Genomic DNA, 23,089 nt, shown 5'->3' on the forward strand with positions numbered 1-23,089 from the left:
CGGCTTCACTCGTCCACGGGAGACCCATGTCCACTCGCGCAGCCAGCGCCCGGCGATACGTCCTGTACGTCGCCGGGTTCGCCGCTGCCGTCGTGGTGTGGCTCCTGCTGGGAGCCGGGTCGGCCTCCGCCGACTCCGGCACGGACCCCGGGCGGCTCGCCGAGCAGCCCGCGCCGCCGCCGGCAGACACCGTCGGCGACACGACCGAGAAGGTCGTCCGCGAGACCGTGCAGCCGGCTGTCCGGCGGGTTGCCGAGCAGGTCACCGAGCAGGTCACCGAGGTGGCCCGCGAGGTCGTCCGGACGACGCCCGTGCCGGCCGACGACGCCATCGTGGTGCCCGTCGCCGACGCGGTCGACCAGCAGGTCGGCGCCGTCGTCGAGGGCGTCTCGACGGTGGTCGCCGACGCCGGCCGCTCGGTCACCGAGGGAGCCACGTCGGTCGTCGGCCAGCTGCCCTCGGCCTCCGGACCCGCCCCCGCGCCGACGTCGCCCGCGAACCAGCCCGCGCCGCACGGCGCGGGCGACGAGCCCGGCGCCCAGGGCGACCGGGGCAAGGGTCCGCGCGCGGACCGCGGCCCCGACCGCGGCGCCGACGTGCGGCGTACCACTGCCGTGGTCGTGACCGCCGCGCCGCTGACGGCGCCCGACGTCCCTGCCGAGGCCGGCACCCTGCGGCCGTCCGGCGAGACCGCCGCCACGACCCCGGCGACCGCCGAGGCGCCGTACGGCTACTCCTCGGCGACGGCGACCTCCGCCGGTACCGGCGCGGCCCCTGCGGTGGCGGCGCACCTGACGAGCGCGGCCCTGCTCGCGCTCACCGCCTGGCGCCTCGTGCGCCCGGCCGACGCGGCCCCCGGCTCGACGCCGCCCGGCCGCCCCGGCTGCACCCCCGACTGACGTCCCTGCGCGCTCCGCAGCAGGAACGTCGCGGTCCCCCGGCCGTGACGACGTCAGACGAAAGGGACCCCCACCATGCGTACGACTGTGCGCCGTGGACTGGCTGCGCTCGCGGTCGCCGGAGGAATGACCTTCCTCGGCTTCGCGCTCGGCGCCTCGCCGGCCTCGGCAGACGAAGGAACCACCGGCCCGGGCATCGAGCTCCCGCTCGACCTCGCCGGCAACGACGTGACCCTCCTCGGCGAGGGGAACACCAACGGCAGCGCCTCCGGCCCGAACGACCAGGTGACGGTCACCCCGGAGGACGACGGCCTGACCGTCACCGCGCCGGTCGACCTCTCCGGCAACCAGGTGACGGTGATCGGCGACGACAACACCAACGGCGGTTCCGGCTCGGGCGACGCCCCCGGTGAGGACGCCAGCGTCTCGCTCGGCGGCGACGGCGTCGACGTCGACGTACCGATCGATGCCTCGGGCAACCAGGTCACGGTCGTCGGCGACGGCAACACCAACGGGGGTTCGACCTCCGGCGGCTCGACGTCCGAGGCCCCCGACAGCGGCGGGGCCTCGCCCGGCATCATCGACGTCGACGCCCCGATCGACGCCTCGGGCAACCAGGTCACGGTCATCGGTGACGGCAACACCTCGGGCGGCTCGACGGGGAACGACTCGGCCCCCGGCGCCCCCGGCGCCCCCGGCGACTCACTGGTCGACGCCGTGGCCCCGGTGGACCTCTCCGGCAACCAGGTGGTCGTGCTGGGCGATGGGAACACCACCGGCGGCTCGGCCGGCGACGGCGCGACCGAGGCGGGCGACGGCGATGGCACCGGGGCCGACGTGCTCGACGCGTTCGCACCGGTCGACGCCTCGGGCAACCAGGTGGTCGTGCTGGGTGACGGGAACACCACCGGCGGCTCAGCCGGCGACGGCGCGACCGAGGCCGGCGACGGCGATGGCACCGGGGCCGACGTGCTCGACGCGTTCGCACCGGTCGACGCCTCGGGCAACCAGGTCGTCGTGCTGGGCGATGGGAACACCACCGGCGGCTCGTCCGGTGACGGCGCGACCGAGGCCGGCGGCACCACCGGTCCGGCTGACGCGCTCGTCGACGCATTCGTGCCGGTCGACGGCTCGGGCAACCAGGTCGTCGTGCTGGGCGATGGGAACACCACCGCCGGGTCGGCCGGTGACGGTGCGACCCAGGCCGACGGGCCGCTCGGCGACGGGTCGGTGGTCGACGCCTTCGTGCCGGTCGACGCCTCCGGTGGCCAGGTGATCGTGCTCGGTGACGGGAACACCACCGGCGGCGCCGCCGGCGCCCCGCCGACCGACGGGGACACCACCGGGACTGGCGACGCGACCGGCGGGCTCGTCGACGCCGACCTCCCTGTCGACCTCGGCGGCAACCAGGTCATCGTGATCGGTGACGGCAACACGACGGGTGGTTCCACCGGTCCGGGCGCCGGCGCCGACGGCGGCACTGCTGGCGGTACGGACGGCTCGATCGTCGACCTCGAGGCGCCCGTGGACGGTGCGGGCAACCAGGTCGTGATCATCGGCGACGGCAACACCTCGGGCGGCTCGACCGGTACCGACGGTTCCACCGGCGGCAACGCCGGCGGCGGGGTCGTCGACGCCGACCTCCCGGTCGACCTCGGCGGGAACCAGGTCATCGTGATCGGCGACGGCAACACCTCGGGTGGCTCGACCGGCACCGACGCCGGCACCGGCACCGGCACGGACAGCACCGACGGTGGCGTGGTCGACGTGGACGCCCCGATCGGCGCCGACGGCAACCAGGTCATCGTGATCGGTGACGGCAACACCTCGGGTGGCTCGACCGGTACCGACGGCGGCACCGACGGGGGCACGGACGGCACCGGCACCGACGGTGGCGTGGTCGACGTGGACGCCCCGATCGGCGCCGACGGCAACCAGGTCATCGTGATCGGTGACGGCAACACCTCGGGTGGCTCGACCGGCACCGACGGGGGCACCGACGGGGGCACGGACGGCACCGGCACGGACGGTGGCGTGGTCGACGTGGACGCCCCGCTCGAGGCGGACGGCAACCAGGTCGTGATCATCGGCGACGGCAACGACCAGGGCGGGTCCGACGGCGGCACGCCCGGCACCGGCAACGGCCCCGGTGGTCCGAGCGGCCCGGGTGGCCCGGGTGGCCCCGGTGGTCCCGCCACCCCCGGTGAGGGCGACGGCACCGACGGTGGATCCAACGGCACCGACGGCGGCTCGGACGCCGGCCAGCCCGGCACGATCGGCACGGCCGGCCAGCCCGGCCAGCCCGGCCAGCCCGGCACGACCGGTGAGCAGGGCGGCCCCGAGGCGGGCGTCCTGGCCCGGCCGGGGGCGGCGTACAGCACTCCGCTCGCGGTCGAGGCGGGCCTGGGTGGCCCCAGCACGACGGCAGAGGTCCCGGCGGCGACGGACATGCGCGCAGCGGCGCTGCTCGTCGGCGGCCTCCTGCTGGCGATGTCGGCGTCCTGGGTCCTGCTGGCCGGCGGTCGCCGGCGCCGGCGGGCCTGAGCCGACACGACGCGGCCCGGGCACGGAGCACGTGCCCGGGCCGCGTCGCGGTGCGCGGACCTGCCGCGAGAGCGGCGGCCGCTCAGCCGAGGTCGCCGACCAGCTCCGCCTCGGCCTCGGCCGCGCTGTGCGGGGCCGGGCCGTGACCGGCCAGCGCCCGGCGGATCGTGGGCGCGCCGGCCGCGACGACGCCCACGCCGACCGCGACGGCGGCGGCGCCGAACCAGAACGGCGCGTGCACGTCGACGTGCTCGCCGAGCTTCAGTGCGACGTACGGGCCGACGGCCCCGCCGGTGAAGCGCACGAAGGAGTACGCCGCCGAGGCGATCGGACGGTCGACCGGAGCGGCGCCCATGACGGCCTCGGTCACCAACGTGTTGGTGACGCCGAGGAACGCGCCGGCCACCACGATGCCGGTCGCGACGACCGGCTCGTGCTCGGCGCCCAGCGCCATCACCGCGAGGTCGGCGGCGAACAGCGCGAGCACGGCGACCAGCGTCGGCAGCGTCCCGAAGAGCCGCTGCAGCCACGGGGCGACGACGACGGAGGTGAACGCGAGCAGGAGGCCCCACCCGAAGAACGTCCAGCCCACGGCCATGATGTCGAAGCTCGGCAGCGCGAACGGGCCGGCGGCCATGAGCGTGAAGAACCCGAGGTTGTAGCAGATCGCCACGATCGCGATCAGCAGCAGCGCGGGGTGGCGCAGCGCGCGGAGCGGGTCGAGGACCGACGTGCGCCGTCCCTGCGGCGGGGTGGACGGCAGGAAGACCGCGGTGGCGACCACGGCGACCGTCATCAGCGCCGAGACGCCGAAGAACGGACCGCGCCAGGAGTGCTCGCCCAGCAGGCCGCCGACGAGCGGGCCCGAGGCGATGCCCAGCCCCAGCGCCGCCTCGAACAGGATGATCGCCTGCGCGACCGACCCCTGCGAGGAGCTGACGATGGTGGCGAGCGCGGTGGCGACGAAGAGCGCGTTGCCCAGGCCCCACCCGGCACGGAAGCCGATGACCGCGCCGACGCTGCCCGAGGCGCCGGCCAGGCCGGCGAAGACGATGATGAGGACGAGCCCGGTCAGCAACGTGCGCTTGGGCCCGATCCGGCTGGAGACGACGCCGGTGACGAGCATCGCGACGCCCATGACGGCCATGTAGCTGGTGAACAGCAGCGAGACCTGGCTGGGCGTCGCCTCCAGCTGGGCGGCGATCTCCTTGAGGATCGGGTCGACCAGCCCGATGCCCATGAACGCGATGACGCAGGCGAACGCGACGGCCCACACCGCGCGTGGCTGCTTGAGGATCGAGGGTGAGGTGCTCAACGAGCAGCTCCTTCCGAGAGGTCGTGCGGTTCGAGCGAAATGTCGAGCAGGTCGCGGAGCACGGCGACGGCGGTGGCGACGTCCTGGCGCGAGTGCTGGGGGAGCGCGGCGAGGCGGGCGGCGACGGTCTCGCCGTTGGTACGGCGGATCCGGGCGAGCTCGGCACGGCCGGCGCGGGTGAGGGTGACGACGCTGCTCCGCGCGTCGTCGGGGTTGGGCTGCTTGTCGACCCACCCGCGGTCGGCCGCCGCGGCCACGGCGGCCGACATCGTCGGCTGCGAGCAGCGGTCGAGGACGGCCAGCCGGCTCACGCCGAGGGGGCCGTGCTCGTCGAGGATCGAGAGCAGCCGTACGCCGGCGGGCAGGTCGAGCGTGCGACGTACGGCGCGCACGAGCCGGGCGGCATGGACGACCAGGTCGCTGGCGAGCTCGAGGTCGGTGGCGGGCGGCCCGGTGCGGGCGGGGTCGGTCACGCCCCCGACATTACATAGGCAACCTATGCATCGCCACGTGATCCGGCGCACTGCGCGACGATGCGCGCGTGCCGACGTACATCGCCTTCCTGCGTGCCATCAACCTGGGCGCCCACCGCAAGTTCCCCAAGGACCGGATCGTCGCGGCGGTCGAGGGCCTCGGGTGGACCGACGTGCGCACGCACATCAACACGGGGAACGTCCGGTTCGACTGCTCGCTGCGGTCCCGCGCGCGGATCGAGGCCGCGCTCGAGGGGGCCTTCCGCGAGTACGCCGGCTTCGAGGTGCCGACCATCGTGCTGACGCCGGCCGAGCTGCGCGACGTGGCCGCGCAGGCGGAGTCCTTCGGCCACGACGGGGGCCACTACGTCTCGTTCCTCAAGGACGAGCCGTCGGAGGCGGTCGTCCGCCTGCTCGAGGAGCGCAGCTCGGCGGAGGAGGTCGCCAAGGTCGGCGGGCGCGCGGTGCACCTGATGCTGCGCGAGGGCTACCACCAGGCACGGCTGACGAACGCCGCGGTCGAGAAGCAGCTCGGCGTGGCGACGAACCGCAACATCACCGTGGTGCGCGCGCTCGTCGAGAAGTGGTGCTCCTGAGGTTCACCGGATCGTGACCCGCTCGGTGTCGAGGGTGTCGGCGCCGTCGGGTAGAACTCTGCCCGCGCCCCGGACGCCCCGGAGCCGCTCGACCTTCTCGGGAGTCACCATGACCCAGCAGCCCGTCCCCTCGCGCCGTGCCGTCCTCACCGGCACCGCCGCCCTCGCCGCCGCGGGGTACGCCGCCCCGGCCGTCGCCGCCGGTGGGTCCGGTGCGCCCGCCGGCCGCAAGGGCAAGCGCGTCACCGTCTCCGTGCTCGGCACGACCGACCTCCACGGCAACGTCTTCAACTGGGACTACTTCAAGGACGCGGAGTTCGACAACGCCGCCAAGGACGACATCGGGGTCGCGAAGGTCGCCACGCTGATCAAGGCCGCGCGCCAGGAGCTGCGGGCCCGGGGCCCGGTGCTCACCCTCGACGCCGGCGACACCCTGCAGGGCACGCCCCTGGCGTACTACTACGCCCGGGTCGAGCCGATCGGTGGCGACGTCGTGCACCCGATGGCGCGCGCGATGAACCTCGTCGGCTACGACGCGGCCGCCCTCGGCAACCACGAGTTCAACTACGGCATCGACCTGCTGCGCACCTTCGAGGAGCAGGTGGACTTCCCGCTGCTCGCCGCCAACGCGGTCGACCCGGCGACCAAGCGGCCGGTCTTCGAGCCGTACGTCATCAAGACCTACAAGGTCGGGCGGGGCCGCACGGTCAAGGTCGGCGTGCTCGGCCTGACCAACCCCGGCATCGCGATCTGGGACAAGGCCAACGTCGAGGGCCGGATGGAGTTCCCGGGCCTGGTCGAGCAGGCGAAGAGGTTCGTCCCCGAGATGAAGCGCAAGGGCTGCGACCTGGTGGTCGTCGCGGCGCACTCGGGCGCCGACACCTCCTCGTCGTACGGCGACGCGCTGCCGTTCCCGGAGAACGCCGCCTTTCTGGTGGCCGAGGAGGTGCCGGGCGTCGACGCAATCCTCGTCGGCCACGCGCACAAGGAGATCGCGCAGCGGTTCGTGCGGAACAAGAAGACCGGTCACCAGGTCGTGCTGTGCGAGCCGCTCTACTGGGGCATGCGGGTGGCCGTCATGGACTTCACCCTCCAAGAGGTCTACGGCAGGAACGGCAAGCAGAAGTGGGTGCTGGTCTCCTCCGGCTCCCAGGTGCTCAACTCCAACACCGTCGCGGAGGACCCGAAGGTCGCCGCGGCCGTGCGCGCGCAGCACGACACGGTCGTCGACTACGTCAACTCGGTCGTCGGCACCTCCGCCGTCGAGCTGCTCGGCGCCCGTGGCGTCGTTGAGGACGTGCCCATCATCGACTTCGTCCAGCACGTCCAGGGCGAGGCGGTCAAGGCCGGCCTGTCCGGTGCCGACGCCGCACTGCCGGTCCTGTCGATCGCCGCGCCGTTCAGCCGGACCGCCCGCTTCCCGGAGGGCGAGATCACGATCCGCGACGTGGCCGGGCTCTACGTCTTCGACAACACGCTGCTCGGCGTCCGGATCACGGGCAAGCAGCTGAAGGACTACCTGGAGTTCTCCGCCCGGTACTTCAAGCAGGTCACCGGCACGGGGCCGTTCACCGTCGCCGAGCTCACGAACGCGGTCACCGCGTCCGCGCCGAACGGCACGCCGGACTACAACTACGACGCCGTGGCCGGCCTGGACGCGCCGCTGACCTACGGCATCGACGTCTCGAAGCCGGCCGGGTCGCGCATCGTCGACCTGGCGTACGACGGCAAGCCGGTGACCGACGACCAGCAGTTCGCGCTCGCGGTGAACAACTACCGGCAGTCCGGCGGCGGCGGCTTCCCGCACGTCTCGACCGCACCGGTGATCTACAACCAGCAGAACGAGATCCGTCAGCTGCTCATCGACTGGGTGGTCGAGCACGGCACCATCGACCCGGCCGAGTTCGCCTCGGTCGACTGGCAGCTGGTCTCCGGCGGGAAGCCGGTCACGATCAGCTGACCGGCTCCGGGTCGGTCGACCCGGTCGCGTCGCTGGCGGCGCTGGAGGTGGTGGCCCGGGGCAAGGTGCGCACCGCACGTGAGGTGAGCACCAGGGCCACCACCACCAGGTAGACCGAGCCGGCGACCAGGATCGTGTGCTGGAGCCCGAAGGCCAGGGCGAGGGGACCGAATGCCAGCTGCCCGACCGGGATCGCGACGAACGAGCCGAGGGCGTCGTACGAGTAGGCGCGGGAGAGCATGTCGTCGGCGATGTTCTCCTGCATGGCGAGGTTCCAGCCGAGCGAGAAGACCTCCACGCCCATGCCGCCGACGAACGCGGCGACCATGACGACGGCCGTCTCGGTCGTGGTCCCGAGGACGATCATCGGCAGGCCGTAGAGACCCATGCCGAGCATCCCCCACAGCAGCGGACGCTGGAGCCGCACCCGGGCGAGGACGAGGCCCATCACGAGGAACCCGGCCGCCTCGGCGGAGAGGATGAGGCCCCAGCCGTGCTCGCCGATCTCGCTGCCCTTGGCCAGGACCGGGCCGAGGGTGTTGAACGCGCCCTGCTCGAGCGCGTTGAGGACCATGAAGCCGAGGACGACCACCCACAGCCACGTGGTGCCGACGAAGACCTGCCAGCCCTCGCGCAGCTCTGCGACCATCGACTCCTGCTCGCCGGTCCGCTGCCGGGGCGGGATCCGCGCCCCCAGCAGGAGCGCGGCCGCGACCAGGTAGGTGGTTCCGTCGACGACGAGCGCCCAGCCGGGCCCGACGCCGACGACCAGGACGCCCGCCACGGAGGGGCCCAGGATGGTCATCGAGCTGCGCATGAGCGAGAGCAGCACGTTGGCCGGCTGGAGCTGGTCACGCGGCACGAGGGCCGGCACGATGCCCGCGAGCGCCGGCATGCTGATGGACGCGACCGTGCCGTTGACCGCGGTCAGCGCCACGAGGTGCCAGACCTCGGCGGTGCCGCTGATGACGAGGGCGGCGATCGCCAGCTGGGTCAGCCCGGCCAGCACGTTGCAGGTCTGGATGACCAGCGTGCGGCCGAACCGGTCGGCGATCACGCCGCCGGCGAGCAGGAAGACCGCCATCGGGATCGAGTGCGCCGCCAGGACGGTGCCGAGCGCGGTGGGGGAGTCGCTGACCTCGAGCACCGCGAAGGTCAGGGCGATGCCGGCCATCGTCGTGCCGACGAGGTTGACCGAGCGGCTGAGGAAGTAGAAGCGGAAGCCGCGCTCGCGGAGCGGCTCGAGCATCCGCGGCCGGTCGCTCACGACTCCATCCCGAACGCCGCGATGGTCAGCCCGACCTTGCGGGTGTCGTCGGTGCGGGGCGGCTGCGCGTGCTCGTGGACCAGGGCGGCGGCCTGCTCGACGAGCGCGAGCGCCTCGGCCCACACCTCGTCGGTCACCCACAGCTCGGCGTCGCAGAGCTGGCTGCGCCCGGGCGTGCGCGCCGCCCAGCGGCGTACCAGCTCCTGGCTCATCGCGCGCACCTCCATCTCGCGCCCGGCGGGCTCGTCGGCAGAGAGGCCGATGCGCCACGGGTGCCGGTAGCGCTTGGCCGTCCCGCCCCGCACCCGTTCCTCGCCCGCCTCGACGACCTCACCGGCGCGGGCGAGCACGCGCAGGTGGTAGGACGCGTTGGCGTGGCTGATGCCGAGCTCGCGCGCGACCTCCGCCGCGCTCAGCTCGGCCCCCGTCAGCAGCGACAACATCTGCAGCCGCAGCGGGTGTGCGGTTGCGCGGAGCGCCTGGACCGGCTCGTCCACAAGACCTCCCAATGGTCGTTGGGGAGTGTGGCGCAGGCCGGCCGCCACCGTCAAGGGGTTCTTGGGGAGTCGCGGCCTGCCGGGCATGTAACGACAGGTTCGCTGCTCTGTCTGCACGCTGCAACGTGCATACAGAGCAGCGAACGTCGCGTTACAAGCGCCGCGGCCGCAGCCGGGTCACTCGCCGCGGAAGACCGGCGGGCGGCGCTCGGCGAAGGCGACGACGCCCTCGACGACGTCGGCGGTGCGGAGCAGCACCGACTGGCCGAGCCTCTCGCGCTCGAGGGCGGGGTCGAGCTGGGTGAGGGTGGCGGCGTTGACGGCCTTCTTGCTGGCTGCAAGCGCGAGCGGCGGGCCGGCGGCCAGGCGGGCGGCGAGCGCGTCGACCTCCGCGTCGAACGAGTCGTCCGGCACGAGGTGGCTGACCAGCCCGGCGTCGTACGCCGCACGGGCCGGCAGCGGTTCGGCGAGCAGCGCCATCCGCATCGCCCGGGCCCGCCCGACCGCGGCCGCGACGGTCGCCGACGCCCCGCCGTCGACCATGAGGCCGACGTTGGCGAAGGGCAGCAGGAACGACGCCGACTCCGCGGCGACGACGAGGTCGCAGGCGAGCGCGGCCGAGCAGCTGACCCCGGCCGCGACGCCGTTGACCGCGGCGACGACCGGCTTGTCGCAGGTGGTGATGGCGCGGATCCACCGGTTCGCGGTGTCCATCGAGGTCTCGTCGATGGTGTAGCGGCCGGAGATGTCGGCGCCGGTGCTGAAGGCCCGGCCGGTGCCGGTCAGCACCACGACCCGGACGTCGTCGCGGGCGGTCGCCCGCTCGAGCTCGGCGGCCATGAGTGCCGGCATGTCCGGGGTCAGCGCGTTGAGCGCCCGCGGGCGGTCCATGGTCAGCCGGAGCACGCCGTCGGCGAGCGCGACGTGCACCTCCGGGGCGGCGCCGTCCGCATCAGCCAACCTCGACACCGGCCTCGCGCAGCTCGACGAGCGCCGCCTCGGTCGTGGCCGGCGCGACGCCGGCGCACAGGTCGAGCAGCACCCGGGTGGTGAAGCCGGCCGCCGCCGCGTCGAGCGCCGTCGCCCGGACGCAGTGGTCGGTAGCGATCCCGCAGACGTCGACCTCGGTGACGTCGCGCGCCCGGAGCCAGTCGGTGAGGGTCGAGCCGTCCTCGGCGGTCCCCTCGAAGCCGGAGTACGCCGCCGCGTGCTCGCCCTTGCGGAAGACGGCGTCGAACGGCGCCGGGTCCAGCTCGGGGTGGAAGTCCTCGCCGGCGGTGCCGATCTCGCAGTGCCTCGGCCAGGAGTGGACGAAGTCGGGGTCGCTCGACCAGTGGTCGCCCGGGTCGCGGTGGTGGTCCTTGGTGGCGACGACGTGGGACCAGTCGCGGGCCCGGTCGCGCAGCACGGCGGTCACGTCGCGCGCGACCTGCGCCCCGCCGGTCACGGGCAGCGAACCGCCCTCGCAGAAGTCGTTCTGGACGTCGACGACGACGAGCGCACGAGCCATGGGGCGAGGCTAGTGCAGCGCCTGCGCCCGGCTCCTCAGTCGAGGCGGATGGTCGGGATGACCGGCTCGCCCCGCGACATCTGCTGGGCGGCGACGGGCAGCTCGGCGCGCGAGCGCAGGTGCCGCTCGCGGGCGACGTCGAGCGGCTCGCGCCCCACGACCTCGCCAGCGCGGACGAGCGGCACCAGCAGCTCGCGGTCGTCGCCGTCGTTCTCGGGTACCCGCCCGGTCCCGACCACCTCGGCCTCGGCGGTCCCGGCTGGGCCGCGGCGGCGCAGGGCGTACTTCCGGCCGCCGTAGGAGACCTTGTCCGCGCTCTTCTTCGCCACCGGCACCATTGCGCCGCCCTCGCCCTCGCGGGCGACCAGCTTGTAGACGAACCCGCTCGTCGGGTGTCCCGAGCCGGTCACCAGCTGGGTGCCGACGCCGTAGCCGTCGACCGGCGCGGCGGCGAGCGCGGCGATGGCGTACTCGTCGAGGTCGCTGGTGACGATGATCCGGGTGCCCGTCGCGCCGAGGGAGTCGAGCTGGTCGCGGACCTGCTGCGCCAGCCAGCCCAGGTCGCCGGAGTCCAGCCGCACCGCGCCGAGCCCCGGGCCGGCCACCTCGACGCCGACCCGCACCGCCTCGGCGATGTCGTAGGTGTCGACCAGCAGCGTCGTCCCCTCGCCGAGCGAGGCGACCTGCGCGCGGAACGCGTCCGCCTCGGTGTCGTGCAGCAGCGTGAAGCTGTGCGCCGACGTGCCGGACGTGGGCACGCCGTACCGCTGCCGGGCGGCGAGGTTCGAGGTGCCGGCGAAGCCCGCGACGTACGCCGCCCGCGCCGCCGCGACCGCCGCCTCCTCGTGGGTGCGCCGCGAGCCCATCTCCAGGCAGGGCCGCTCGCAGGAGACCATCGTCATCCGCGAGGCCGCGGAGGCGATCGCGGAGTCGTGGTTGTAGATCGAGAGCAGCACCGTCTCCAGCAGGACCGCCTCGGCGAACGTCGACTCGACCACCAGCAGCGGCGAGTGGGGGAAGTACGTCTCGCCCTCGGGGTAGCCCCACACGTCGCCGGAGAAGCGGTACGCCGCCAGCCACTCCCGCGTCGGCTCGTCGACCACGTCCTCGAGCACCGACAGGACCGTCTCGTCGAAGCGGAACGCCTCGATCGCGTCGAGCGCGCGCCCGACGCCGGCGACCACGCCGTACCGCCGCCCCTCGGGCAGGCGGCGGGGGAACAGCTCGAAGACCGAGCGACGCTCGGCGGTGCCCGCGGCGAGAGCGGCCTGGAGCATCGTCAGCTCGTAGTGGTCGGTCAGCAACGCGGTGGAGGGCGCGGTCGGGGGAGTCACGTGACAAGGGTGCCCACTTCGCTGTGACACCATGGACGGGTGTCCGCCGCCAGTCCTGTCGACGTCGAGCCGACCACCACTCCCGACGAGATCACCTTCCTGGCCAAGCCGTGGGTCACGATCGTCTGGAACGACCCGGTCAACCTGATGTCCTACGTCACCTACGTCTTCCAGAAGTACTTCGGCTACGACAAGAAGAAGGCCGAGAAGCTGATGATGGAGGTCCACGAGGACGGCAGGTCCGTCGTCAGCTCGGGGACCCGCGAGGAGATGGAGCGCGACGTGCAGGCGATGCACGAGTACGGCCTCTGGGCGACGATGGACCGCGCGGAGTGAGCGGCCGGTGAGCGGGTTCGCACGCCACCGCCGCAGCGGGCGGGTCATCGCCAACTTCACCGGCTTCGAGGCCGACCTGCTGCGCTCGCTGGCCTCCCAGCTCGTCGAGCTGCTGCGCAACGAGGCGGCCGTCCCGAACGACAGCCAGGACCCGTTCGAGGCGCTGATGGACTTCACCGGGCCGACGACCGAGCCGGACGACCCGGTCCTCGCGCGGCTGTTCCCGACGGCCTACCGCGACGACGAGGAGGCGGCGGGGGAGTTCCGCCGCTACACGGAGGGCACGTTGCGCGACGGCAAGGCCCGCGCGGCCGCGACGATCATCGACGGGCTCGAGGAGGCCGGCCTGCCGGCCGAGCTCACCGAGGACGGGCTGATGATCGACGTCGAGCTCGACGAGCCGACCGCCGAGACCTGGATGCGCTCGTTCACCGACATCCGCCTCGCGCTGGCCACCCGGCTCGGCGTGGAGGACGGCGACGAGGAGTACTGGTACGCCCTCCCCGACGACGACCCCCGCGCCCAGGCCCACGACATCTACGAGTGGGTCGGCTACCTCCAGGAGACGATCGTCGGCGCGCTGAGCGCGCGGCGCTGATGGCCGTCCGGGGACCCCTGGTGCCGGCGTCGACCGCCGACCTCGGCACCGGCGCGCTGGCGGGCCGCCGGGCGACGTACGCCACGGACCCGGCGGAGGCGGTCGGTCCCGAGGTCCGGCTCGTCGACCAGCAGCCCGTCGAGGTCGTCCTCCGGGTCGACGGTGACACCTGGAGCGGCACCACCGGCGGGGGCAGCGCCACGACGAGGCGCTCGAGGGGACCCGGCTCGACCTCGCCGACGTCCGGCTCCGGCGTGCCGGCACCGGCGGCGTCGCCGACCGGCCCGCCCGGCTGAGCGCGTCGTTCGTCCGCGGGTGAGGGGGCGGTGCGAGGATCGGCGGCGTGCCGATCCCGCCCTTCGTCGTCGAGCTCCGTGAGCTCGTCGGCACCCGCGAGCTGTGGCTGCCGGGCGTGACCGCCGTCGTACGCCGCGGTGACGAGATCCTGCTGACCGAGCGGGTCGACAACGGCCGCTGGGCGCCGGTGACCGGGATCGTCGACCCTGGCGAGGAGCCGGCCGTCGCGGCCCGGCGCGAGGCGCTCGAGGAGGCCGGCGTCGAGATCTCGGTCGACCGGCTCGCCGCCGTCAGCGTCAGCCCGCGGATCACCCACCCCAACGGCGACCGCGGCGTCTACCTGGACATGACGTTCGCGTGCTCGTGGGTCTCCGGGGAGCCGTACGCCGCCGACGACGAGAACACCGACGTCCGCTGGTGGCCGGTCGCCGACCTGCCGCCGATGCAGGACTCCATGCTCGCCCGGATCGACGCCGGGCTCTCCGACGAGGTGGCCGCCCGGTTCCTCCGCTGACCCGCGGTGGGACGGGTGGTCGTCGGGGTAGTCACGGACGAAAACGTCCTCGACGACCTAGCCGGAGGACGTTTTCGTCCGTGACTACCCCCTCCCGGGCGTGCGCCTCAGACGACCCCGAGCGACAGCATGGCGTCGGCGACCTGGAGGAACGAGGAGATGTTGGCGCCGGCGACGTAGTTGCCCGGGGCGCCGTACTCGTCGGCGGCCGTGGCGCACCGCTCGTGCACGCCGACCATGATCGCGCGCAGCCGCTCCTCGGTGTGGGCGAAGGACCAGGAGTCGCGGGAGGCGTTCTGCTGCATCTCCAGCGCGCTGGTGGCCACGCCGCCGGCGTTGGCGGCCTTGCCCGGGGCGAACAGCACGCCCCCGTCGCGGAAGACGCGGGTGGCCTCCGGCGTGCACGGCATGTTGGCGCCCTCGGCGACGGCGAGCACGCCGGAGGAGAGGAGCGCCTGCGCGGCGTCGGCGTCGAGCTCGTTCTGGGTCGCGCAGGGGAGTGCGACCTCGCACGGGACGTCCCAGACCCGGCCGCCGGCGACGTACGACGCGTCAGGGCGCTGCTCGGCGTACGCCGACAGGCGGGCCCGGTCGACCTCCTTGACCTGCTTGAGCAGGGCCAGGTCGAGCCCGGCCTCGTCGAGGACGTAGCCCGAGGAGTCGGAGCAGGCGACGACCTGGGCGCCGAGCTCCATGGCCTTGTGTGCGGCGTAGATCGCGACGTTGCCCGAGCCGGAGACCACGACCCGGCGGCCCGACAGCGAGCGGCCGGTCGTCTTGAGCATCTCCTCGGTGAAGAAGACCGTGCCGAACCCGGTCGCCTCGGTGCGGACCTGTGAGCCGCCGTAGGCCAGGCCCTTGCCGGTGAGGACGCCGGACTCGTAGCGGTTGGTGATCCGCTTGTACTGCCCGAACAGGTAGCCGATCTCCCGGCCGCCGACGCCGATGTCGCCGGCGGGGACGTCGGTGTACTCCCCGAGGTGGCGGTAGAGCTCGGTCATCAGCGACTGGCAGAACCGCATGACCTCGGCGTCGCTGCGGCCCTTGGGGTCGAAGTCCGACCCGCCCTTGCCGCCGCCGATCGGCATCCCGGTCAGCGCGTTCTTGAAGATCTGCTCGAAGCCGAGGAACTTCACGATCCCGAGGTAGACCGAGGGGTGGAACCGCAGCCCGCCCTTGTAGGGGCCGAGCGCGGAGTTGAACTCCACGCGAAAGGCGCGGTTGATCTGCACCCGGCCCGCGTCGTCGGTCCACGGGACACGGAAGATCAGCTGCCGCTCGGGCTCGCAGAGCCGCTCGATGACGGCCTCGTCGACGTAGTGCTGGTGCTTGCGCACGACCGGACCGAGGGACTCCAGCACCTCGAGCACCGCCTGGTGGAACTCGTCCTCCCCGGGGTTGCGGGCGAGCACCGTCTCGAAGTGCGGCTGGAGGAGCGGGTCCAGGGTGTCCATGGCAGGAGCCTAGGCAGCGCCGCGGCGGGTCCGGGGACCGGGCACGGTGTCCGAGATGCGGGACGCACCGCCTACGCTGGCCGGGTGCTCACCATCGACCAGGCGACGTACGACGCCATCGTCCGGCACGCCAAGCGCGACCACCCCGACGAGGCCTGCGGCATCGTGGCCGGCCCCGAGGGCAGCGACCGGCCCGAGCGGGTCGTGGAGATGGTGAACGCGGCCGGGAGCCCGACGTTCTACGAGTTCGACTCCACCGAGCTGCTCGACCTCTACAAGCAGATGTGGGACCGCGACGAGGAGCCGGTGGTGATCTACCACTCCCACACCGCGACCGAGGCCTACCCCAGCCGCACCGACATCGGCCTGGCCAGCGAGCCCGGCGCCCACTACGTGCTCGTCAGCACCCGCGAGCACGGGAATAACGAGGGCCCGGTGGAGTTCAGGTCCTACAGGATCGTGGACGGCGCGGTGACCGAGGAAGAGGTCGCCGTCGTCCCCGCACTGCCCGCCCGCTAGACCCGCACCCGCCCCGACGAGGAGTCCGACGAACCATGGCCATCGAGGTCCGAATCCCGACCATCCTGCGCACCTACACCGACGGCGAGAAGGCCGTGACCGGTGACGGCGCCAGCCTGAGCGCGCTGATCGACGACCTGGAGGCGAACCACCCCGGCATCAAGGACCGCCTCATCGACAACGGCGACCTGCGCCGATTCGTCAACGTCTACATCAACGACGAGGACGTCCGCTTCATCGGCGGCCTCGAGGCGCAGCTCTCCGACGGCGACCAGGTCGTCGTGCTGCCCGCCGTCGCGGGCGGCTGCTGACCGGGGACGCGCCAGCGGACCCGGTACCTTGCGGGAATGGTTGAGCTGAGCGCCCGATGACCGACCGCCGCACGTTCGTCCTCGTCGACGGCGAGAACATCGACGCGACGCTCGGCAACTCCCTGCTCGGGCGGCGCCCGCTGCCCGAGGAGCGACCCCGCTGGGAGCGGGTGACGGCGTACGCCGAGCAGCTGTGGGGGCAGCCCGTCACCGGGCTGTTCTTCCTCAACGCCTCCAACGGGACGCTCCCCAGCAGCTTCGTCCAGGCGCTGCTGGCGCTGGACTACCGGCCGGTCCCGCTGTCCGGCCGCGCCGACGAGAAGGTCGTCGACATCGGCATCCAGCGCACGCTGGACGCGCTGGTGCAGCGCGCCGACGACGTGCTGCTGGTCAGCCACGACGCCGACTTCGCCGAGCACCTGTCCCGGCTCCTCGACGAGAGCGCCTACAAGCGCCGGGTCGGGCTGGTCGCGCTGCGGGAGTACGCCAGCGCGCAGTTCGACGCCCTCGGCATCCGCCTCCACGACCTCGAGGACGACGTGCGGGCGTTCAACGTGCCGCTGCCGCGCGTGCGGATCATCCCCCTCGACGAGTTCGACCCCGAGCGCTTCCTGCGCTGAGACCCGACCGTCAGACCCCGAAGGGCACTGCGACGACATGCGCTACGACAACCTCCTCGCCTCGGTGGGCGGCACCCCGCTGGTCGGGCTGCCGCGGCTGAGCCCGAGCCCCGACGTGCGGCTGTGGGCCAAGCTCGAGGACCGCAACCCGACCGGCTCGATCAAGGACCGCCCCGCGCTGCGGATGATCGAGGAGGCCGAGAAGGACGGGACGCTGCGCCCCGGCTGCACGATCCTCGAGCCGACCTCCGGCAACACCGGCATCTCGCTGGCGATGGCCGCCAAGCTCAAGGGCTACCGGATCGTCTGCGTGATGCCGGAGAACACCTCCGAGGAGCGCCGGCAGCTGCTGCGGATGTGGGGCGCGGAGATCGTCTCCAGCCCCGCCGCGGGCGGCTCCAACGAGGCGGTCCGCGTCGCCAAGCGGGTCGCCGACGAGCACCCCGACTGGGTGATGCTCTACCAGTACGGCAACGCCGCGAACGCGCTCGCCCACGAGGAGGGCACCGGCCCCGAGCTGCTCGACGACCTGCCCGGGATCACCCACTTCGTCGCGGGGCTCGGGACCACCGGCACCCTGATGGGGGTCAGCCGCTTCTTCCGCAAGGCCAAGCCGGAGGTGCGCATCGTGGCCGCCGAGCCGCGGTACGGCGAGCTGGTCTACGGTCTGCGCAACCTCGACGAGGGCTTCGTGCCGGAGCTGTACGACGCCGACCTGATCGACTCGCGGTTCTCGGTCGGCCCGCGCGACGCCGTACGCCGCGTGCGGGAGCTGCTCGAGCTCGAGGGCATCTTCGCCGGTGTCTCGACCGGGGCGATCCTGCACGCCGCGCTCGGCCAGGCCGCGAAGGCCGTCAAGGCCGGCGAGTCCGCGGACATCGCGTTCGTCGTGTGCGACGGCGGCTGGAAGTACCTCTCCACCGGCGCCTACGAGGGCACCGTCGACGAGGCGGAGGACCGGCTCGAGGGCCAGCTGTGGGCCTGACCCGGCTGCTGGCCGCGCTGCTCCTCGGTGCGGCGCTGCTGGTCGCGACGCCGCTGGCGGCGACCGCGGAGCCGGTGCCGACGCAGCGACCGGCGGTCAAGGGCGACCCGGTCTTCGGTGAGCGGCTCGTCGCCGGCGCCGGGCTGTGGGACGGCGGCACCTCCGGCCTGACGCTGACCTACCAGTGGCTCCGCGACGGCACGGCGGTCGCGGGCGCCACGGGACGCACCCACGAGCTGGGGCTCGACGACCTCGACCACCGGATGTCCGTGGCGGTCACCGCCACCGACGCGGCGGGGGAGAGCGCCACGTCGGTCTCCGAGGCGACGTCCCGCGTCGAGCGGGCCGTCTTCGACGTGCGCGGGCGGATGCGGCTCGTCGGCGCGGCGCGCTACGGCCGGACCCTCGAGATGGGTGCGCCCCAGCTGCGGCCCCGCCCGACGCGGTGGCGCCTGGAGTGGCGGGTGGGCGGCGAGCCCGTCGCCGGCGAGCTCCGCCCGGCGTACCGCCCCCGGCCCGGCGACGTCGGCCGCCGCGTGAGGCTGGTCGCCACGGTGAAGGCCCCCGGCCACCGCGCGCTCGTCCTGCGGACCCCCGCGCGGCGCGTGGAGCACCGGGTCGACGTGCGGCGGACCGTCACCTACTCCGTGCAGACCCGCGGCCGCATCACCACCAGCCTGGCGACGTTCCGCCGGCAGGCGCAGGAGACCTACGCCGACGCCCGCGGCTGGCGCGGTGCGGGTGTGCGGTTCGTGCCGGTGCGGCGCGGCGGGTCGTTCACGCTCGTGCTCGCCGCGGCCGGCGAGGTGCCGGAGTTCAGCCCGGTCTGCAGCGCCATGTGGAGCTGCCGCGTGGGGCGCTACGTCGTCATCAACCAGGAGCGGTGGAAGCACGCGTCGCCGGCGTGGAACGCCGCCCGCGGCGCGCTGCGCGACTACCGCCACATGGTCGTCAACCACGAGACCGGCCACTGGCTCGGCCACGGCCACGCCTCCTGCGGCGGGCCCGGACAGCCCGCGCCGGTCATGCAGCAGCAGTCCAAGGGTCTCGGCGGCTGCCGGTTCAACCCCTGGCCCACGCTGCGCGAGCTGCGCTGACGCGGACCGCCGGCAGTACCAGTCGGCGGTATCGGTCGGCGGTATCGGTCGGCGGTATCAGTCGGCGGTGAGGTCGAGCGGGTCGTCCTGCCCGAACTCGCTGCCCGGCACCGGGTCGAGCCCGAGCAGGCCGGTGACCACGTTGGCGAGGTCGCCGTTGCGGACCGGCTGCCTGCCGGCGTACGACGTGCGCGTGCGGCCGGGCTCCGAGCGGTCGGGGTTGAGCGCGTAGAGGTCCGCGGGCGCGATGCCCGGCCCCCAGGCGAGGAACGGCACCCGGTGGTTCGCGTACCGCGTCGGGTCGAAGTGGTCGCGGCCCTTGCCGCCGTGGTCGGCGGTCAGCACGACGACGACCTCGCGCCGCAGCTCCTCGTCGCCCTCGACGGCGCGCACGAGCTTGCCGATGAGGCGGTCGGTGCGGGCGACGGCGTCGAGGTAGGCAGGCGACATGAAGCCATGCTCGTGGCCGGCGACGTCGGGGGTGGCGACGTGGACGAACGTGAGCGCCCGGTCCTCGTGCAGCAGGTCGCGCCGGGCGGCGCGGACGAGCGCGAGCGGGTCCTCGTCGTAGGTCAGTGCGTCCACGCCGGCCGGCCACGAGCGGTCGAAGAGGGTGAACTTCTCCTTGCCGGTGAAGACCACCGACTCACCGCCGGCGCCGTGGACCACGCTGAAGACGGAGGAGACACCGTGGCCCGCGGCGCGCTGGACGGTGGTGTCGGGGCGGTGCGTGTTCCAGGTGACGCCGTGGCCGCCCTTCGCCGCGTCGACCCTCCGCCCGGTCACCATCCCGGTGTGGTTGGGCAGGGTGAGGGTCAGCTCCCGCTCGGTGCGCGAGTTGCGGGTGGCGGCGCCCTCGGCGAGCAGCCGGTGGAGCACCGGCGTGCGGTCCTTGCCCAGCCGCGTCAGCGCGGCCGGGTTGAGCCCGTCGACGGAGATCGCCAGCACCCTCCGGTCGTCGGGGACGGCCCGCCCGACCGTCGCCGCCCGGTCCGGAGAGGGCTCGGGGCCGGCGGGCGCGGAGGCGCAGGAGAGCGAGAGGAGGCCGGCGACGGCGGCTGCCACGAAGGAGGTACGACGCACCCGACCACGCTAACCCCGCGCCGCCGTGTGCGCGGGAGCACGCCCGCGCCGGACGTGACGCTGCTCAAGAGTCCGTGCCTTCGGGGGACGTTGCGCCTACCGTTGCGTCCGTGCCGCACGTGTCCCGCCCCGCCGCCGTCCCCGGCGCCCGGGTCGTCCCGGACGGCCGGCTCGGGGGAGGCGCGGGATGAGGCTCACCGTCGTCGGCTGCTCGGGGTCCTACCCCGGACCCACGTCGCCGGCCAGCTGCTACCTGCTCGAGGCCGAGCACGACGACGGCAGCGGGTCGCGCACCTGGCGGGTCGTCGTCGACCTCGGCAGCGGCGCGCTCGGTCCGCTCCAGGCGATCGCCGACCCGTTGAGCATCGACGCGGTCCTGCTCAGCCACCTGCACGCCGACCACTGCCTGGACCTCTGCGGCTACCACGTGCTGCGCCGCTACCACCCCTCCGGCCACCAGCCGCGGATCCCCGTCCACGGGCCCGAGGGGACCGCGGACCGGATGGCGCGTGCCTACGACCTCCCGCTGGACCCCGGCATGCACGAGGAGTTCGACTTCCGCGAGTGGGACGGCCCGGTGCGCATCGGTCCCTTCGCGATCGACCCGGTCCCCGTCGCCCACCCCGTCCCGGCGTTCGGCCTGCGGATCGAGGCCGACGGCGCGGTGCTCGCCTACAGCGGCGACACCGGGCCGTGCGCGGGGCTGGACCGGGTCGCGGCCGACGCCGACCTGTTCCTCGCCGAGGCCTCCTTCGAGGAGGGCCGCGACAACCCGCCCGAGCTGCACCTGACCGGTGCCGACTGCGGCAGCACCGCCACGCGCGCCCGCGCCCGCCGGCTGGTGCTCACCCACGTGCCCCCGTGGCACGACCCGGCCGTCGTGCTGGCGGAGGCGACGGCGGCGTACGACGGTCCGGTCGAGCTCGCGCGTCCGGGCGCGGTCTACGAGCTCGGCTCCTAGCCGACGGCCCCCGGGGCGGGCCGGTCAGACGAGACCGGCGTCGTGCACGCACATGGCGATCTGCACGCGGTTGGTGACGGCGAGCTTCTCGAACAGCCGCGAGACGTGCGCCTTGACCGTCGGCACCGACAGGTGCAGCTCGCGGGCGATCTCGGCGTTGCTCATCCCGCGGCCGACCGCCAGGGCCACCTCGCGCTCGCGGTCGGTGAGGAACGCCAGCCGCCGCTGGGCACGCACGGCCCGGTCGTCGGCCGGCTCGGCGTGGAGCGCGCGCAGGCGGTCGATCAGCGTGCGCGTCACCGAGGGGGAGAGCATCGGCTCCCCGTCGGCCACCTTGCGCAGCGCCTCCACGATCCGCGCCGGCGGGGTGTCCTTGAGCAGGAAGCCGTCGGCCCCCGCGGCCAGCGCCTCGACCACGTGCTCGTCGGCGTCGAACGTCGTCAGCACGATCACCCTCGGCGGGTCGGGCAGCCGGTGCAGCCGGCGGGTCGCCTCGAGCCCGTCGAGCACCGGCATCCGGATGTCCATCAGCACGATGTCGGGCCGCAGCCGGTCGACCAGCAGCACGCCCTCCCGTCCGTCACCGGCCTCGCCGACGACCTCCAGGTCGGCCTGCCCGCCGAGCATCAGCGACAGCGCCGACCGGACGATGGGGTCGTCGTCGACGACCAGCACGCGCACCGGCGGCCGCGCCGGCACGCCGTCCGTGCTCATGCCGCCCACGGCAACCATCCGTGCAGCACGAACGTGCCGTCGTCAAGGCGGTGCTCCAGCCGCCCGCCGCGCAGCTCGGCGCGCTCGGAGAGCCCGACCAGTCCGAGGCCGGCCCCCGGGGTGACGGCGACCCCGAAGCCGAGCGGGTTGCACAGGCGCACGTCGACGCCGTCGGCGGGGGAGCCGGTCAGCTCGACGCTGAGCAGTGCGCCCGGGGCGTGCTTGCGCGCGTTGGTGATCCCCTCCTGCACGATCCGGTAGACGGTGCGGCCGACCACCTCGGGCACCGGCCCCTCCGACCGGTCGACCCGGTCGACGTACTCCACGTTGAGCCCCGCTGCCGTCGCCTCCGCGACCAGGCGCGGGACGTCGTCGTACGTCGGCTGGGGGGCGTGCACGACCTCGCCGGTGTCCTCGTCGCGCAGCACGCCGAGCACCCCGCGCAGGTCGGTCAACGCCTCGTGCGCCTTGTCCTGGATGACGGCCGCACTGGCCCGCATCTCCTCGGCGGAGAGGTCCGCGCGGAAGCTGAGCGCGCCGGCGTGCAGGGAGATCTGGGAGATCCGGTGGGCGAGCACGTCGTGCATCTCCCGCGCGATCCGGGCGCGCTCGGTGGTGCGCGCGCGGGCGACCCGCAGCTCCTGCTCGGCCTCCGCGCGCTCGGCGCGGGCGCGCAGGGTGGCCAGCAGCTCGCGGCGCGACCCGAGGTACATGCCCCACCCCACGCACGCCGCCAGCACGAGGACGTTGAGGATCGTCAGCAGCCACAGCGGGTCCTCGGCGCGGTCGTCCTGGGTCAGCGTGAACACCTGGGCTCCGGCGAGCCCGACGACGAACACCGCCGCCAGCTCCGGCCAGCGACGCCGGGTGGCGACCGAGACCGCCGCCAGGGTCGCGGGCCCCGCGGCGATCCCCGAGACGGCCGCGACGGCGCTGGTGACCAGCGCGACCGCCAGCGGCCACCGGCGGCGCCGGCTGACGAGCGCGTAGCACGACAGGCCGAGCGCGAGGTCCAGCCAGAACAGCCACGGCGTCTCCCGCAGCTGCTCCCCGGAGACCGGCAGCCACACGACCGCGCTGAGCGCCAGCATCGCCAGCAGCCGCCACGTCCGCCCCCAGGGCGTCAGCGGCGGCGGCTGCTCGACGGGGGCCGGCCGGTCCACGGGCCCAGGCTAGGGCGCCCGGCGGGTGGCCGCGCAGTCTGC

25 protein-coding genes are annotated in these 23,089 nt (G+C 73.8%); 14 read left to right on the plus strand and 11 right to left on the minus strand.

All coding sequences use genetic code 11. From position 1 onward, the window contains the following. The first annotated feature begins 26 nt into the window (after positions 1–26). Together QWY28_RS06160 and QWY28_RS06165 are read left to right on the plus strand one after the other, a co-directional pair. A complete protein-coding gene (locus QWY28_RS06160) occupies positions 27–899 on the plus strand; it encodes a hypothetical protein (RefSeq protein ID WP_300951441.1) in 873 nt (290 codons plus the stop codon). Between the two features lie 75 nt (positions 900–974). Beyond that, complete coding sequence (locus tag QWY28_RS06165) at positions 975–3,443, plus strand: beta strand repeat-containing protein (protein WP_300951442.1); 2,469 nt, start codon at positions 975–977, stop codon at positions 3,441–3,443. 82 nt (positions 3,444–3,525) lie between these two features. Here QWY28_RS06165 and QWY28_RS06170 read toward each other — a convergent pair whose 3' ends face one another. Together QWY28_RS06170 and QWY28_RS06175 are read right to left on the minus strand one after the other, a co-directional pair. Next, a complete protein-coding gene (locus QWY28_RS06170; RefSeq protein WP_300951443.1) occupies positions 3,526–4,758 on the minus strand; it encodes an MFS transporter in 1,233 nt (410 codons plus the stop codon). After that, positions 4,755–5,231, minus strand: a complete 477-nt coding sequence (locus QWY28_RS06175) for a MarR family winged helix-turn-helix transcriptional regulator (protein ID WP_300951444.1) — start codon at positions 5,229–5,231, stop codon at positions 4,755–4,757. Before QWY28_RS06175 ends, QWY28_RS06170 begins: the two co-directional genes overlap by 4 nt. 68 nt (positions 5,232–5,299) lie before the next feature. Between QWY28_RS06175 and QWY28_RS06180 the strand changes: the two genes are divergently transcribed. Both QWY28_RS06180 and QWY28_RS06185 read left to right on the plus strand, forming a co-directional pair. Beyond that, a complete protein-coding gene (locus QWY28_RS06180) occupies positions 5,300–5,827 on the plus strand; it encodes a DUF1697 domain-containing protein (protein WP_300951445.1) in 528 nt (175 codons plus the stop codon). A gap of 109 nt (positions 5,828–5,936) precedes the next feature. Beyond that, on the plus strand, positions 5,937–7,787 hold the full coding sequence (locus QWY28_RS06185) for a bifunctional metallophosphatase/5'-nucleotidase (RefSeq protein WP_300951446.1): 1,851 nt from the start codon (positions 5,937–5,939) through the stop codon (positions 7,785–7,787). Here QWY28_RS06185 and QWY28_RS06190 read toward each other — a convergent pair. From QWY28_RS06190 to QWY28_RS06210, 5 genes are all read right to left on the minus strand, one after another. Then, positions 7,780–9,054: an MFS transporter gene (locus QWY28_RS06190; RefSeq protein WP_300951447.1), complete on the minus strand. Its 1,275-nt coding sequence runs from the start codon at positions 9,052–9,054 to the stop codon at positions 7,780–7,782. The two genes, QWY28_RS06185 and QWY28_RS06190, sit on opposite strands and share 8 nt — an antisense overlap. Then, on the minus strand, positions 9,051–9,551 hold the full coding sequence (locus QWY28_RS06195; protein WP_300951448.1) for an ArsR/SmtB family transcription factor: 501 nt from the start codon (positions 9,549–9,551) through the stop codon (positions 9,051–9,053). Before QWY28_RS06195 ends, QWY28_RS06190 begins: the two co-directional genes overlap by 4 nt. Before the next feature lie 177 nt (positions 9,552–9,728). Continuing rightward, positions 9,729–10,511, minus strand: coding sequence for an enoyl-CoA hydratase-related protein (locus tag QWY28_RS06200; RefSeq protein ID WP_300951449.1), 783 nt, complete (start codon positions 10,509–10,511; stop codon positions 9,729–9,731). Next, positions 10,504–11,061, minus strand: coding sequence for an isochorismatase family protein (locus QWY28_RS06205; RefSeq protein ID WP_300951450.1), 558 nt, complete (start codon positions 11,059–11,061; stop codon positions 10,504–10,506). Before QWY28_RS06205 ends, QWY28_RS06200 begins: the two co-directional genes overlap by 8 nt. Before the next feature lie 35 nt (positions 11,062–11,096). After that, positions 11,097–12,428, minus strand: a complete 1,332-nt coding sequence (locus QWY28_RS06210; RefSeq protein ID WP_300951451.1) for a nicotinate phosphoribosyltransferase — start codon at positions 12,426–12,428, stop codon at positions 11,097–11,099. A 6-nt stretch (positions 12,429–12,434) separates the two neighbouring features. Between QWY28_RS06210 and clpS the strand changes: the two genes are divergently transcribed. From clpS to QWY28_RS06230, 4 genes are read left to right on the plus strand one after another with little or no spacing between them, the layout of a single operon-like run. Beyond that, positions 12,435–12,731, plus strand: coding sequence for an ATP-dependent Clp protease adapter ClpS (clpS, locus tag QWY28_RS06215; protein WP_439117232.1), 297 nt, complete (start codon positions 12,435–12,437; stop codon positions 12,729–12,731). Positions 12,732–12,738: 7 nt separating this feature from the next. After that, on the plus strand, positions 12,739–13,329 hold the full coding sequence (locus QWY28_RS06220; protein WP_300951452.1) for a DUF2017 domain-containing protein: 591 nt from the start codon (positions 12,739–12,741) through the stop codon (positions 13,327–13,329). Between the two features lie 20 nt (positions 13,330–13,349). Beyond that, positions 13,350–13,625 carry a hypothetical protein gene (locus QWY28_RS06225; RefSeq protein WP_300951453.1) on the plus strand — a complete coding sequence of 92 codons (276 nt, stop codon included), beginning with the start codon at positions 13,350–13,352 and terminating at the stop codon, positions 13,623–13,625. 47 nt (positions 13,626–13,672) lie between these two features. After that, the gene (locus QWY28_RS06230; protein WP_300951454.1) at positions 13,673–14,140 is read left to right on the plus strand and encodes an NUDIX hydrolase; all 468 of its coding nucleotides are present in this window, start codon (positions 13,673–13,675) and stop codon (positions 14,138–14,140) included. Positions 14,141–14,247: 107 nt separating this feature from the next. On the opposite strand, the gene gdhA is transcribed toward QWY28_RS06230, so the two are convergent. Further along, positions 14,248–15,585, minus strand: coding sequence for an NADP-specific glutamate dehydrogenase (gdhA, locus tag QWY28_RS06235; RefSeq protein WP_300952279.1), 1,338 nt, complete (start codon positions 15,583–15,585; stop codon positions 14,248–14,250). Positions 15,586–15,678: 93 nt separating this feature from the next. On the opposite strand from gdhA, the gene QWY28_RS06240 reads away from it, so the two are divergent. From QWY28_RS06240 to QWY28_RS06260, 5 genes are read left to right on the plus strand one after another with little or no spacing between them, the layout of a single operon-like run. Then, entirely contained in the window at positions 15,679–16,113 is a 435-nt protein-coding gene (locus QWY28_RS06240; RefSeq protein ID WP_300951455.1) for a M67 family metallopeptidase, read from the plus strand. A 35-nt stretch (positions 16,114–16,148) separates the two neighbouring features. After that, entirely contained in the window at positions 16,149–16,424 is a 276-nt protein-coding gene (locus QWY28_RS06245; RefSeq protein ID WP_300951456.1) for a MoaD/ThiS family protein, read from the plus strand. Positions 16,425–16,480: 56 nt separating this feature from the next. Further along, the gene (locus QWY28_RS06250) at positions 16,481–17,044 is read left to right on the plus strand and encodes an NYN domain-containing protein (protein ID WP_300951457.1); all 564 of its coding nucleotides are present in this window, start codon (positions 16,481–16,483) and stop codon (positions 17,042–17,044) included. Between the two features lie 37 nt (positions 17,045–17,081). Continuing rightward, positions 17,082–18,029, plus strand: coding sequence for a PLP-dependent cysteine synthase family protein (locus QWY28_RS06255; protein WP_300951458.1), 948 nt, complete (start codon positions 17,082–17,084; stop codon positions 18,027–18,029). Continuing rightward, a complete protein-coding gene (locus tag QWY28_RS06260) occupies positions 18,020–19,126 on the plus strand; it encodes a DUF3152 domain-containing protein (protein WP_300951459.1) in 1,107 nt (368 codons plus the stop codon). The genes QWY28_RS06255 and QWY28_RS06260 overlap by 10 nt, the downstream gene beginning before the upstream one ends. Positions 19,127–19,183: 57 nt before the next feature. Here QWY28_RS06260 and QWY28_RS06265 read toward each other — a convergent pair whose 3' ends face one another. Beyond that, positions 19,184–20,209, minus strand: coding sequence for an alkaline phosphatase family protein (locus QWY28_RS06265; protein WP_300951460.1), 1,026 nt, complete (start codon positions 20,207–20,209; stop codon positions 19,184–19,186). A 187-nt stretch (positions 20,210–20,396) separates the two neighbouring features. Between QWY28_RS06265 and QWY28_RS06270 the strand changes: the two genes are divergently transcribed. Further along, positions 20,397–21,170, plus strand: a complete 774-nt coding sequence (locus QWY28_RS06270; RefSeq protein ID WP_300951461.1) for an MBL fold metallo-hydrolase — start codon at positions 20,397–20,399, stop codon at positions 21,168–21,170. A 24-nt stretch (positions 21,171–21,194) separates the two neighbouring features. Here the strand turns inward: QWY28_RS06270 and QWY28_RS06275 are convergent, their stop codons facing one another. Both QWY28_RS06275 and QWY28_RS06280 read right to left on the minus strand, forming a co-directional pair. Beyond that, positions 21,195–21,884, minus strand: a complete 690-nt coding sequence (locus QWY28_RS06275) for a response regulator (protein ID WP_300951463.1) — start codon at positions 21,882–21,884, stop codon at positions 21,195–21,197. Beyond that, the gene (locus tag QWY28_RS06280) at positions 21,881–23,047 is read right to left on the minus strand and encodes a sensor histidine kinase (RefSeq protein WP_300951464.1); all 1,167 of its coding nucleotides are present in this window, start codon (positions 23,045–23,047) and stop codon (positions 21,881–21,883) included. The genes QWY28_RS06275 and QWY28_RS06280 overlap by 4 nt, the downstream gene beginning before the upstream one ends. Positions 23,048–23,089 lie beyond the last annotated feature (42 nt).

Origin of the sequence: Nocardioides oceani (assembly GCF_030412965.1) — a bacterium.
Classification (GTDB): Bacteria; Actinomycetota; Actinomycetes; order Propionibacteriales; family Nocardioidaceae; genus Nocardioides; species Nocardioides oceani.

Bases quoted from the DNA above. Each gene is read 5' to 3' on its own strand.
- QWY28_RS06160 (WP_300951441.1), top strand. From the start codon at position 27: ATGTCCACTCGCGCAGCCAGCGCCCGGCGATACGTCCTGTACGTCGCC.
- QWY28_RS06165 (WP_300951442.1), top strand. From the start codon at position 975: ATGCGTACGACTGTGCGCCGTGGACTGGCTGCGCTCGCGGTCGCCGGA.
- QWY28_RS06185 (WP_300951446.1), top strand. From the start codon at position 5,937: ATGACCCAGCAGCCCGTCCCCTCGCGCCGTGCCGTCCTCACCGGCACC.
- QWY28_RS06205 (WP_300951450.1), bottom strand. From the start codon at position 11,061: ATGGCTCGTGCGCTCGTCGTCGTCGACGTCCAGAACGACTTCTGCGAG.
- QWY28_RS06210 (WP_300951451.1), bottom strand. From the start codon at position 12,428: ATGGTGTCACAGCGAAGTGGGCACCCTTGTCACGTGACTCCCCCGACC.
- QWY28_RS06245 (WP_300951456.1), top strand. From the start codon at position 16,149: ATGGCCATCGAGGTCCGAATCCCGACCATCCTGCGCACCTACACCGAC.
- QWY28_RS06250 (WP_300951457.1), top strand. From the start codon at position 16,481: ATGACCGACCGCCGCACGTTCGTCCTCGTCGACGGCGAGAACATCGAC.
- QWY28_RS06255 (WP_300951458.1), top strand. From the start codon at position 17,082: ATGCGCTACGACAACCTCCTCGCCTCGGTGGGCGGCACCCCGCTGGTC.
- QWY28_RS06270 (WP_300951461.1), top strand. From the start codon at position 20,397: ATGAGGCTCACCGTCGTCGGCTGCTCGGGGTCCTACCCCGGACCCACG.
- QWY28_RS06275 (WP_300951463.1), bottom strand. From the start codon at position 21,884: ATGAGCACGGACGGCGTGCCGGCGCGGCCGCCGGTGCGCGTGCTGGTC.